14 protein-coding genes are annotated in these 11388 nt (G+C 70.9%); 7 read left to right on the top strand and 7 right to left on the bottom strand.

Features of this window, described 5'->3' with window-relative positions; all coding sequences use genetic code 11:
- The 3 genes from ACZ4O3_RS35300 to ACZ4O3_RS35290 all read left to right on the top strand — a co-directional run.
- The coding region (locus ACZ4O3_RS35300) for a sigma factor-like helix-turn-helix DNA-binding protein (protein ID WP_385003339.1) at window positions 1-107 on the top strand (107 nt) is incomplete at its 5' end.
- A gap of 61 nt (window positions 108-168) precedes the next feature.
- Window positions 169-474 (top strand): DUF5133 domain-containing protein, encoded by a 306-nt coding sequence (locus tag ACZ4O3_RS35295; RefSeq protein WP_467726250.1) that lies wholly within the window; start codon window positions 169-171, stop codon window positions 472-474.
- Between the two features lie 238 nt (window positions 475-712).
- Complete coding sequence (locus ACZ4O3_RS35290; RefSeq protein ID WP_467726248.1) at window positions 713-1147, top strand: ATP-binding protein; 435 nt, start codon at window positions 713-715, stop codon at window positions 1145-1147.
- Window positions 1148-1393: 246 nt separating this feature from the next.
- On the opposite strand, the gene ACZ4O3_RS35285 is transcribed toward ACZ4O3_RS35290, so the two are convergent.
- Together ACZ4O3_RS35285 and ACZ4O3_RS35280 are read right to left on the bottom strand one after the other, a co-directional pair.
- Entirely contained in the window at window positions 1394-1516 is a 123-nt protein-coding gene (locus ACZ4O3_RS35285) for a hypothetical protein (protein WP_467726247.1), read from the bottom strand.
- A gap of 62 nt (window positions 1517-1578) precedes the next feature.
- A complete protein-coding gene (locus tag ACZ4O3_RS35280) occupies window positions 1579-1947 on the bottom strand; it encodes a VOC family protein (protein ID WP_467726245.1) in 369 nt (122 codons plus the stop codon).
- Window positions 1948-2009: 62 nt separating this feature from the next.
- On the opposite strand from ACZ4O3_RS35280, the gene ACZ4O3_RS35275 reads away from it, so the two are divergent.
- Complete coding sequence (locus ACZ4O3_RS35275) at window positions 2010-2462, top strand: MarR family winged helix-turn-helix transcriptional regulator (RefSeq protein WP_385003325.1); 453 nt, start codon at window positions 2010-2012, stop codon at window positions 2460-2462.
- Between the two features lie 102 nt (window positions 2463-2564).
- On the opposite strand, the gene ACZ4O3_RS35270 is transcribed toward ACZ4O3_RS35275, so the two are convergent.
- On the bottom strand, window positions 2565-3380 hold the full coding sequence (locus ACZ4O3_RS35270; protein WP_385003336.1) for a class I SAM-dependent methyltransferase: 816 nt from the start codon (window positions 3378-3380) through the stop codon (window positions 2565-2567).
- A gap of 155 nt (window positions 3381-3535) precedes the next feature.
- Entirely contained in the window at window positions 3536-4294 is a 759-nt protein-coding gene (locus tag ACZ4O3_RS35265) for a hypothetical protein (RefSeq protein WP_467726258.1), read from the bottom strand.
- A 763-nt stretch (window positions 4295-5057) separates the two neighbouring features.
- On the opposite strand from ACZ4O3_RS35265, the gene ACZ4O3_RS35260 reads away from it, so the two are divergent.
- From ACZ4O3_RS35260 to ACZ4O3_RS35250, 3 genes are all read left to right on the top strand, one after another.
- On the top strand, window positions 5058-5657 hold the full coding sequence (locus ACZ4O3_RS35260; protein ID WP_467726244.1) for a hypothetical protein: 600 nt from the start codon (window positions 5058-5060) through the stop codon (window positions 5655-5657).
- Window positions 5642-6334, top strand: a complete 693-nt coding sequence (locus tag ACZ4O3_RS35255) for a VOC family protein (RefSeq protein ID WP_467726243.1) — start codon at window positions 5642-5644, stop codon at window positions 6332-6334. The genes ACZ4O3_RS35260 and ACZ4O3_RS35255 overlap by 16 nt, the downstream gene beginning before the upstream one ends.
- Before the next feature lie 185 nt (window positions 6335-6519).
- Complete coding sequence (locus ACZ4O3_RS35250; protein ID WP_467726241.1) at window positions 6520-8022, top strand: MFS transporter; 1503 nt, start codon at window positions 6520-6522, stop codon at window positions 8020-8022.
- A gap of 105 nt (window positions 8023-8127) precedes the next feature.
- On the opposite strand, the gene ACZ4O3_RS35245 is transcribed toward ACZ4O3_RS35250, so the two are convergent.
- The 3 genes from ACZ4O3_RS35245 to ACZ4O3_RS35235 all read right to left on the bottom strand — a co-directional run bounded on the left by ACZ4O3_RS35245 (window position 8128) and on the right by ACZ4O3_RS35235 (window position 11318).
- Window positions 8128-8385, bottom strand: a complete 258-nt coding sequence (locus ACZ4O3_RS35245; RefSeq protein WP_467726240.1) for a hypothetical protein — start codon at window positions 8383-8385, stop codon at window positions 8128-8130.
- Window positions 8386-8621: 236 nt separating this feature from the next.
- A complete protein-coding gene (locus ACZ4O3_RS35240) occupies window positions 8622-9650 on the bottom strand; it encodes an amidohydrolase family protein (protein WP_362732767.1) in 1029 nt (342 codons plus the stop codon).
- A gap of 48 nt (window positions 9651-9698) precedes the next feature.
- Window positions 9699-11318, bottom strand: coding sequence for an FAD-dependent oxidoreductase (locus ACZ4O3_RS35235; protein ID WP_467726256.1), 1620 nt, complete (start codon window positions 11316-11318; stop codon window positions 9699-9701).
- Window positions 11319-11388: the final 70 nt, after the last annotated feature.

Below are 11388 nucleotides of genomic sequence, written 5' to 3'. Positions count from 1 at the left end.
TGACCCAGAGCAGGATCGCCGAGTCCCTGGGCATCTCCCAGATGCACGTCTCCCGGCTCATCAGCCGCAGCTGCGCCCGCGTCCGGGCCGAAGCCTTCCGTCAGTGACTCACCCCCGCACGCCGCACACCCCCGTAGCTCCGCAACCCGCATCCGAGGAGACCGTCCGATGCTCATGCCCCACCCCGCGACCCTGCGCAGACTTCTCACGGAGTACGAAACCGTGCTCGCGACCACGACGGGCGCCGACGCCACCACTGCCGGGCCGCGCCTGCAGGACCTGGCCTACACCCTCTGCGTGTCGACCGGCACACGGGAGATCGCACATGCCCTCCAAGTGGCCCACGACCACCTCGACCACACGATCGACACCGCCGAGGACGCGGGAGTGCCGACCGGCACCGGCCGAGCACGGGTAGTCGTGACCCCCGGCCGTCTCCCTCGCTCCGCGGGCGCCCCGCTCCTTCACAGCTGAGGCCGTGGCGCGTCCGTGACGACCTGCCGACGACGGGAGCGACAGGGCTGAGCCGACGTGTCGGGGGTATCCGGACCAGGTCCGGGCAAGGCGTTTGGGAGAAGCGTGCCGAGCCCTGGCACGACGGAACGTGTCAAGTCCCTGGCCGGGAGCCCCAGGGCGGACGTGCGATGCCCGTCGCCGGGGAAGCTTGGTGGCCGGCGCTCAGCGCGTGCGCCCTCAACGAGGAAGGATCGCCGTGGAAGGTTCGTCGCTCCGGGCAGTGGGCTGGGCCTGCACGCTGCCGCTGAACAGCGAAGTGAAGGCAGCTCGCGACTGGGCACGTGAGCATTTGGACGCTCGGGGATGGACCACCGCCGCTCCGCAGACGGTGGACGCGGTGCTGCTCACCATTTCCGAGCTGGTGACCAACGCGCACCGGCACGCCCACAGCAGCGCCCAGTTGGTGATGACCTGTGACGACCACTGCCTGCACGTCTCCGTGCACGACAAGTCCGGTGTCCTGCCGACTCCTCGGGAGGCCGACGCGGAAAGCCTCGGCGGCCGCGGCATGCTCCTGGTGGACGCCGTGGCGGACACCTGGGAGGCACGCCCCTGCCCCCACGGGAAGTCGGTCAGCGCGTGCTTCCGCGCCCCCGGCGCGGACGCGCCGGGGGCGCGGAAACACAAGTAGATCCGTCCTGCCCGGTGTTGCGGCCGTGCCACGCGAGTGGGTCTCGGGTGAGGTCTGCTCCCGCGGCGCGTTCCTGGGGGCCGATTCGTTCCAGGTGCGCGAGGTGACGCGCCTGCCGTCCTCGCAGGCGTCCAGCGCGGCGTCGTAGTCGATCAGGCCGCGGCTGACCTCCCAGCACTGTTCCGGCGGTGTCCCGTATGCCGTTGCCACGGGGGCCGTGGGTTCCGGGCTGGTGGCGCGCGTCCCCTACTCCTTGCCGAGCGGTGCGACGAGGGTGCTCACCGGGAAGTCCCCGTAGCCGGCGATCGCGTCGATCGGTCCGTCGAAGCTGTCCAGCTCGAGCCGGACGCGGTGGAGCAGGTCCGGCACGTTCACCTCGCCGTGGCGGTCTTCCCGGCCGGGTCGGTGATCGTCCGGTGGCTGTCGGCCGATCAGGCGCGGTCGTGGAGGGTGACCTGGTAGCCGTCGGGGTCGGCGAAGGTGAACGTGCGGCCGAAGGGGCCGTCGATCGGCGCGGAGGCGATGGTGTGACCGTCGGCGACGAGAGCATCGTGAATGGCCTGTACGTCCGTGGCGTGGAGCCAGATCGCGGCACCGATGCCGGGCTGGGCGACCGATGCGAGATCGGTGCCGGGAACGACCTCGCGGAGTGCGAAGGCGATCGGCTTCGTCTCGAAGACGACGGCGTGCGGAGGTCCGGCCTGCGCGCGGACGAGGCCGAGGTACTGCTCGTAGAACGTCCGCGAAGCGTCCAGGTCGCGTGCCTGGAGCGAGATGAAGTCGGGGCCGGTGGCGGGCATGATGATGCTCCTTCATTCCGTGTCAGGTTTCTGACACAGGCAACCTATGTCAGAATACTGACATGAATCAAGACGGTGTCGACCTGGAGACGTCGCTGGGCTACCTGCTGAAAGAGGCGTCGAGCGTCCTCCGCGCGGCCATGGAGGAGGTGCTGCGGCCGCTCGGGATGAGCGTGACGCACTACTCGTGCCTCGAACTGCTGGCTCAACGGCCGGGCTTGTCGAACTCCGAGCTGGCGCGGGGCGCGTTCGTGACACGGCAGACGATGAACGTGCTGCTCCAGAACCTGGAACGAGAGGGCCACGTGACCAGGCCTGCGGAGGCACCGGTCGGGAAGGCACTTCCCACGCGGCTCACACCTCGCGGCCGACGGAGCCTGGAGAAGGCGACCGTGGCGGTCAGGTCCGTCGAGGTCAGGATGCTGGCCGGCATGACCGAGACCGAGCGGTCAGGCGCGTTCCGGATCCTGCGGAGCATGATCCATTCCCTGCGCGAGGGCAACGACGGCGCTTAGCCGGTTCCCCGGCGCAAGTCGCCGCACGCCCGGCCGACCCCAGGGCCTACTCACCTGCCGCGTGCGGATTCGAACCGCTCCTCCGGAACCCCCGGAGGCGCTCTACCGGCGGACCGCCGAGATCAGTCCGCCGGGCCGCTCCTCGTCCCGTGGCGGGGTGCCCATCGGGCGACCGTAGGCGGCAGCCTGCTCGCGCAGGGTGTGGCTGCCGGCCTCCCAGCCGTGCCCGGCCAGCCAGCCCACCGGGTCGTCGGGCATCTCCGAGATCCACATGGACGCCGGCGATCCCGGTACGGCGTCCGCGCCGAAGCGCTCGATCACGCCCCGCGAGCCCAACGTCAGCCCCATCCGGCTGCCGGGCGCCGACTGCGCGCCGATCCGGGCCAGCAGCAGTTCCACCGCGTCCTCGGGCAGATAGATCAGCAGCCCTTCCGCGATCCACACGGTCGGCGCGGCCGGGTCGTGTCCGGCAGCGGCCAGTGCGGCCGGCCAGTCCTCCCGCAGATCCACCGCGACGGTGATCCGCTCGCAGCGTGCGACGGCGCGCTCCTGCCGCAGCACCGAAGCCTTGAACTCCAGTGGCGCGGCGGTGTCGACCTCGAACAGCCGGGTGCCCTCGGGCCAGTCCATCCGGAAGGCCCGGCTGTCCATGCCGGCGCCGAGCAGGACGACCTGCCGGACCCCGGACGCGGAGGCCTCCCGCAACAGGTCGTCGAGGAACTTCGTCCTGATGACGATGGAGAACGCCACACCCAGCCGTCGGCGCCGCGCGGCCTCGTCACCGGGTCGGGGCGGTGCTGAGGGGTCCAGACCGCCGGCGGTGGCGAAGGCCTGTGCCAGCGGGTCGCGGAACAACGCGTGCTCCCGCGCGGTCTCCATCGCCCGCACCCTGGCCACCCCCACGGCCGTGGCCCACACTCCCGACGGCTGCACCCGCTCCTGCTCATCAGTCACCGCGCCAGCGTAGACGACGGGTCCCAAGGGGCCTGGTGGGGGGAGCCGGGCCCGTCACAGGTCCCGGCTCGCAAAGAGGTGCCGCCGTCGTTTTTGACTTCCGGGCTCGGTTCGGTGGATCAGCAGCGGTAGCCGGGCCAGTGAGGGTCCTCCCAGCGATCGTCGCCGGTCAGACCGAGCAGCCGTATGCGGTCGAGCAGTTCCGCTGATGCGCCGTGGGCTCGTAGCCGGGCAGGAGCGTTGCGGACCAGCCAGGCGGTCAGCTCGGTGCGGGTCTCTTCCCCGTTCTCCCGGCAGTCCCAGGGGAGTTGGTCTCCGAGCAGGTCGTACTCCCACTTCGCGACCGCTTCGGCCAGGTGGGCGTCGGCCGGCCGGTCGGTCAGCGTCTCCCACGTGGTGAGCCACGGGGTGAGCGCGGCGGACGCCTCGGTGATCATTGCCAGGACCTCGTGCGCGGGTACCGGGGGATCGGGATCGGTGAGTGTGTCGGCCCACCAGGCCCGCAGGAACTCCGCGACTGCTTCGGCTTGCCCGGTGGGCCACTGCTGCCAGTGACCGCGAGCGAACGAGCGGCCGGCTTCCTCCAGGCCGGAGAACCCTTCGACGGAGCCTTTGACGAGCTCCGTGGCGAACTGGGGCAGGATCCGGCGCAGTACGGATGCGTGGTCACTCCAGTCGGGGGCCTGCCAGGTGCGGCGCAGGAGGTCAGGGTCCAGCTCGGTATACGCGACCTTGAGCTGGGCGAGTTCCTCGGCGCTGCCCCAGTGGCACTCGCAGTTGTGCTCGTCGGGGTGAGCCGTCATCCCGCCGAAGGTGGCGGCGAGACCGTCGAGCGCGGCAACGAGGCGAAGTCGTGCGGGGGACAGGGCGGGGTTCATCATGGCGTTCGCCTTCAGGGACTCCGGGGGCTTCCGCCCTCCGAAGATCGCCAACTTACCCGGGTGGACCTCGGGCCGCCATCGGCATAGTGCATCCCGACGCCGTCCTGAGCGGGATCACCCACACGAACCGCGGGTGGAAACGACGACGGGCCAAATCCGTTGGCTCGCCGAGCCGGTGGCGTGGCAGCCTTCGCCGGCATGGATGCGAATGCGTGGAACGAGCAGGTGGCGCAGGGCTACGACGAGTCATCCGCGCACATGTACGCACCCGAAGTACCGGACCCTGCTGTCGCCTCTTGCGCCGAGCGTGCGAGGCCTTCGCGTCGCGGGCATCGAGAGGTCGCAGCCCATGGCCCGGGTGCTTGCCGAAAAGGTGGGCGGTGACGCTGTAGCCGTGACCGCCGGCGACCTGACGACCTCTCGGGCTCCTGGCGCGTTCGGCCTTGTCCACCTGGTGTACAACGCGATCACCTGCCTGCTCTCACCGGAGCGACAAGCTGCGTGTTTCCGCAACGCATGTGGGTTCCGACACCTACGACCTGGTGAACCATCAGTTGGTTCGCACCACTGCACGATCATCGAGGGCCGAGTCTCCACCTTCCTTTCGCCTCGCCGTCACGTCTGGCCCTCCGAACTCGGCACACCGTCGACCGCCGACCCGTGATATTGCCGAATCCTGCCGACCTGGTGAGCCGTGCTGAGGTCCCTTCGAGCGTTGTCCAGGTGCGGGTCGGCACGCGAAGGCGCCGGAGTCACCGAAGTGACCTTGATGAACGTGCTCGCCGACTTCGCCCGGACCGGCCGTGTCGGTCCGCTTCACCGCGGCATGCCGCTGACCGAGGCCGAGGAACTCCTGGGCACGGGACGCCCGCACCCCGCCATCCGGCCGAGACCGGACATCGACGGCTGCCCGTACGCCTGGGACGGCCTGGAACTGGTCATCACCCAGCGCGCCGTCAGCGGAATCCGGATCGCACTCCGGCCCGCCTCGACGACCAGCTTGCCGCCGCTGGTGCCGCCGGACTCGCAGTCCTGCCCGTCCACAGTGCTCCGGGAGGACCTGATCGCCCGCCTCGATGCCGCCGGCTGCCGCCACGACATCGACGACCGCCTCACGTTCGGAGAGCAGTCCAGCGTCCTGACCCGACCCGCGCACGTCTGCGCGGTGTTCTTCGCGCCCGGCCGTGACGACGATGTGCCGCACCGGGAACGCCTCTGCCTCGGCGTGATGCACAAGCACGCCGGACCGCGCGGCTGCGACCCGGGTCGAACGGCGGCGTCTTCGGGCCGATCTGGGAAGTGCCGGCAGGCGGGGGTGCGGCGGGTGGCTGCGAGGATGCGGCCATGGAGCAGACACTGAGTCGGCAGGAAGCGTCGGAAGCGGTCCAGGACCACGGGTGGCGCTTCCTGCTGGGCACGTTGCGAACGTCGGTCCGGGTCAGTTCGCTGGCTCAGGCGACAGGCTTGGCGGCGGACACCGTCCAGGTGTGCGGCGAGGACGCCGACCGGCACCTTCGGGTGGATGTCCGCCCCGACAGGGTCGTCTTCACCCTGCAGTCGTCGGACCGCGCGGCGGTTACCACCCGGGACGTCGAACTCGCGCGTCGGATCTCCGCCACCGCTGACAGGTCCGGGCTCGTGGCGGAGCCCGAAACCGGAACGGGGGCGCCGCGGTCCGTCCAGCTTCTGGAGATCGCGATCGATGCACGGGACATCGCCGGGATTCGGCCCTTCTGGAAGGCGGTGCTGGGCTATACGGACGAGGCGGGAGCCGAGGGTCCGGAGGATCCGCTCGTCGATCCGGTCGGGCAGGGCCCGGCCGTCTGGTTCCAGCAGATGGAGCGGGAGCGCCCGCAGCGCAATCGCATCCACTTCGACATCTGCGTCCCGCACGACGAGGCACCCCGGCGTATCGAGACCGCACTGGCCGCCGGAGGCCGACTGGTGTCCGCGACCCGTGCCCCCGCCTTCTGGGTACTTGCCGACCTGGAGGGGAACGAAGCCTGCGTGACCACGTGGCAGGGCCGAGACGGCTGAACCTTCCTTCGGCGGTGCCGCTCACCGTCACGGCCCCGACGGTCCCGTCGGCCGGCGGCAACCCCGGCGGCAAGGCCGTCCCGCAGCCCGGAGGACCGTGACCGGGGCTCCCCGGTCCTCGATCCCGCGGCGCGGCGCCCGGTCCCCGGCTGGTGCGACCGGGCGTGGCTGCATAGCGTGATCACATGACCACAGAAATGACCCGGCCCGCTGTCGACGACCGGCGGTGGAAGGCTCTCGCGGTCTGTCTGACCGCGGGATTCATCTCGCTGCTCGACGTCTCGATCGTGAACGTGGCGCTGCCTTCGATGGAGCGCGGGCTCGGCGCCTCCGACGCCACCCAGTCCTGGGTGGTGTCCGGGTACGCACTCACCTTCGGGCTCGCGCTGGCGCCGGCGGGGCGCCTGGGCGACGTGCGGGGCCGCCGCCAGGTGCTGCTCTGCGGCCTCGCCGTGTTCACGGCGGCGTCGGTGGCATGCGGCCTGGCCACCGGCCCCACCTGGCTGGTGGTGTGCCGGCTGATCCAAGGTGCGGCCGCCGGTGTGGTCGCACCGCAGACCTCGGGGCTGATCCAGCAGATGTTCCAGGGTGCCGAGCGGGCCCGGGCGTTCGGCTTCCACGGCAGCGTCGTCGCCGTGTCCACCGCGGTGGGCCCGCTTGCGGGCGGACTGCTGATCCACGCGTTCGGTGCGGTGGACGGGTGGCGCTGGGTGTTCTTCGTCAACGTGCCGATCGGCGTGGCGGCCCTTGTCGCGGGGAACCGGCTGCTGCCCCGTCTCCCGGTGCCGAAGGACCGGCGGGAGAAGTTCGACCCGTTCGGCGTACTGCTGCTCGGTGCGGGCGTAGTCGCCCTGCTGCTGCCTCTGATGCAGGAGCAGCAGTGGCAGGGCCGGGCCAAGTGGCTGCTGATTCCGTTGGCCGCGCTGCTGCTCGGCGCCTTCTGGAGGTGGGAGAGGTCCCAGGGCCGTCCGGGGAAGGCGCCGCTGGTCGATCTCAGCCTCTTCTCCCTGCGCTCCTTCACGCTCGGCGCTCTCATCAGCCTCATGTTCTTCGCGGGGCTGACCACCATCTTCTTCGTCCTGTCACTGTTCCTGCAGAACACCGCGGGATACAGCGCGCTCGCCGCGGGCGTGACCATCCTGCCGTTCGCGGCCGCCTCGGCGGCCGGCGCGGCTCTGGGCGGCCGGATGGTGATGCGCTACGGCCGCACCCTGGTCGTCATCGGCCTGTGCGGGGTGGCTCTCGGGCTGCTCGGTGTCGTCGTCGCCGTCCAGCTGGTACCCGGGGAGGGCGTGGGCGCGGCCATGGCGCTGCCGCTGGTCATCGCCGGAATCGGGTCCGGACTCACGGTCTCGCCCAACACGACCCTCACGCTCACGCTCGTACCGGTACGAGGCGCCGGTGCGGCCGGCGGGGTGCTGCAGACCGGCCAGCGGATCGGCTCGGCCGTCGGTATCGCCGTGGTCGGCTCGGTCTACTTCGCGCATGTCGCCAACCACGGCCGCCCCACGACAGCTCTTCAGCTCGGGCTGCTCACCGCCGTGGCGATCATCCTCGTCGCCCTGGTCCTGGCGGTGGCCGACCTGCGGGAGCGGCGGGCGCATCCCGGACGCGACGACCTCGCGGCGGCGGTGCCGCGCGGCACCGGGGAGAGCGGGGCCGGCGAGAAGGCGGGACGCGGGGCCTGACACCGGGCGGGGGCCGCGGAAGGGCGCCACGCCGGGGGCAGGCGCTCCGACTCCGAAGAAGTGCCCGGCCGCGCGATGCGGCGGGCCGGAGAGGGGCGCCGGGTGTCAGACCTTCGACGTGAAAGGCCGCCGACGCGCTTCGAACAGGGCCAATGAAATCTTCACCGCGGTCGAAATGGTCAAAGCCTGCATGAAGGGCATGCCCATGAGCCACAGTGCCACCATCATGCCGGTGAGGACGAGGAATACCGGCAGCAGCATGGTTTCCCTGACCCCGGAACGGAGAATTCTCCGGAGCGTTCGGGGCCGATCCACGGTATCGATTGCGCTGACGCGGAGATCGTCCTCGTTTACCTGAGACATTCTGTGTCCTTCCCGCGAACTCGTTTCCGCTAGCGAGCCTAGGTACGGCCGGATCAGGCTGCCACCGCTGCTACTCCGTCACCGCCCGTACCCGGCTGTCCGATCGGAACGCCGTCGGCCGTGCGGCTCGGTGAGACGAGCCGCACGGCCGACATCGGTCCGCGCCGGACGAGCCGGGCGGGGGATTCTCCGTGGCACTCACACGCACCCGGACGGGTGCGGTCCGCCGTACGTGCTCAGGCGGACGCGAGGACGGGCAGGAGACGCAGGGCGTTCCCGCGGTTGATCTCACCGCGCTCCCGGTCGCCGAGGGCGGGATCCGCGTCCAGAGCGGGAGTTGTCACATCGGCGACCACCTGGGCGGGGGTCGGCGGCCAGTCGGTGCCGTAGAGGATGCGGGAGGAGCCCGCGGCGGCCAGCAGGGTGGGGGTGGCCGACGGGGACATGGGCGCGGCGGTGTCGTAGTAGAAGCGGTGGAGGTAGTCGCGGACGCGGCCGGGATCGACGGCGGGCACGAGCTGGCGCCCGAAGACCTCGATCCGGCTCGCGATGTAGGGGAGGTACCCGCCGCCGTGCGGGAGGATGAACGTGAGCCGGGGGAAACGGTCCAGAGTGCCGTTCATGATCAGGCTCAGTGCGGCGTAGGTCGTGTCCATCAGGAAGTCGCACACGAACGGCGGTACACCCTCGGGGGCGCCGGACGTGTTCACCTGCATGGGGTGCGTGCTGATCACAGCGGCGCGTTCGTCGAGCTCCGCCATGATCGGGTCGAGCTTGGGGTCGCCCAGGAACGTGCCGCCCGTGCTGGTGCGCGCGCTGACGCCCACCGCGCCGAGCTGGTCCATCCCATGGGAGACGGACCAGCGGGAGAGCTCGGCGTCGTCGAGGAAGACGGGCGTGAAGAAGGCGAAGCGGCCGGAGTGCCGGACCGCCAGGTCGCCCACGGCATCGAGGGCGACACGCGTGCTCTCCTTGCGTGTCGCCGCGTCCTGGAAGCGTCCCAGCATGGCGACGGTGAGGATGCTGGTGCGCGTGCCGGTCAGGTCCATCAGGTCCAGGGCGGCGGCCTCGTCCCAACGGCTCCACGGCGGCAGGCTCGCGCGGTCCGCGAACCCGTTCTTCTCGGCCCACCGCACCCATTCGGGGGCGGTGTAGTGGTGGTGGACGTCCACCCGTTCGTGCCGGGCGTCGTCGGCGCTCAGCGCGGTGCGCAGGCCTATGTCGCCCGGAGCCTGCGGGTCGGTGGTGTCGGCGGATTGAGGCATGGAAGGGCTCCCTGTGGTGGAACGGTGCGAGGGCCTCGCGGAGCGGGATCAGCGGCTGAGGAGGCCTTGCAGAACGTGCGTCAGCTCGTCCTCGGGGTTCGCGGGAAGGCCGCCGGAGCGCCAGGCGACCATGCCGTCGGGGCGCACGAGCACCGCGCCCTGCGGGGTGACGCCGTGCGTGGCGGCCCAGTCCTCGACACCGGCGGCCAGGGCGGGCGAGGTGTCGAGGTCGAAGTCCGGGCCGGCGCCGGCCCGGTAGCACACCAGGGGCACGCCGATCCTGGCCGCCGCGGCGTGGGCGGCCGACGGCCACGGGCCGTCCGTGACGCCGCAGAGCAGGACGAAGGACTGCTCGTACAGGTCGACGGTCGACTTGGTCTGACCGTTGTGGACGACGTCCATGTGCGGGGCCCGGGTACCGGGGTCCGCCTGCAGGCGAAGCTCCTGCGGAATGGTCGGCGCGTCGGTGTCGGCGCCGGACACCGCCGTGGAGACGTAGCGGTAGCCGAGGGACACGGTCATCAGGTCCGTGCTCTGGCCCCCGCCCTGCGCGGCGGCGTAGCCGGGGTGCTGCTCGCGTGCCGCCTGCTCGATGGCCCGGGCACTCGTGGCCAGGGCGACCGGGCGCCGTTCCTTCTCGTAGGTGTCCAGCAGCCCCTCACCCGCCCACCCGCGCAGTACGGCCGTGATCTTCCAGGCGAGGTTGTGCGCGTCCTGGATGCCCGTGTTGGATCCGAAGGCGCCGGTGGGGGGCATCTCGTGGGCCGAGTCCCCGATGAGGAAGACGCGTCCCTGCCGGTAGCGGTCGGCGACCCGGTCCGCCGCGTGCCACGGAGCGCGGCCGGTGACCTCGACGTCCAGGTCCCGTACGCCGGCGGCGGCCCGGATGTGGTCGGCGATGCGCGTGTCGGTGAAGGACTCGAGCGTCTGGCCGCGCTCGGGGAACCACGGGACGTGGAAGACCCACTTCTCCTCGTTGTCGACGGGCAGCAGGACCCCTTCGCCCTCGGTTCCGTTCAGGTAGCACACGAGGAACCGCTGGTCCCCCACCACCTGACGCAGGAGCTTGCTGCGGAAGGTGACGCTCACGTTGTGGAACAGGTCGCCGCCGCCGCTCTGCCCGATACCCAGCCGCTCGCGCACGGGGCTGCGCGGCCCGTCGGCCGCCAGGAGGTAGGCGGTACGCATCGAGCAGGTCCGGCCGCTCTCCCGCTCGCGCAGTTCGCACGTCACGCCGTCCTGGTCCTCGGTGAAGGAGATCAGCTCCGTACCGAAGCGAACGTCCCCGCCCAGTGCGCGGGCGTGGGTCAGCAGGACCGGCTCCAGGTCGTTCTGGCTGCACGCGCACCGCCGGGTGGAGCACACGTTCGTCTCGGGGGCCTGGCCGGTCAGACGGGCCGAGAGCCATCTGCTGTCACCGCCCGACAGCTTGTCCGTCTGCATGATGCCGTGGTTGCCGGACAGGACGGCCGCGGCCTTCCTGATGTCCGGTTCCAGCCCGGCGGTGCGGAACACCTCCATCGTCCGCATGTTGTTCCCCCGGCCCCGGGGATGTTCGGAAGTGGCGGCCCGGCGCTCGGCGACCATGTGGCTGACGCCCAGCCTCCCCAGGAACACCGACGCGGACAGTCCGACCAGCGAACCGCCCACGATCAATACCGGCACCATTTCGTTGTCGCGCGTTTCCACAGCCCGTTCTCCTCCAGTGGCCCAGCGGTAGTTCGGGCAGCGATACGCA

This window comes from Streptomyces sp. NPDC026515 (genome assembly GCF_055567595.1).
Note: the sequence above shows the minus strand (reverse complement) of the source record. Positions and strands in the feature narration are given on the sequence as shown.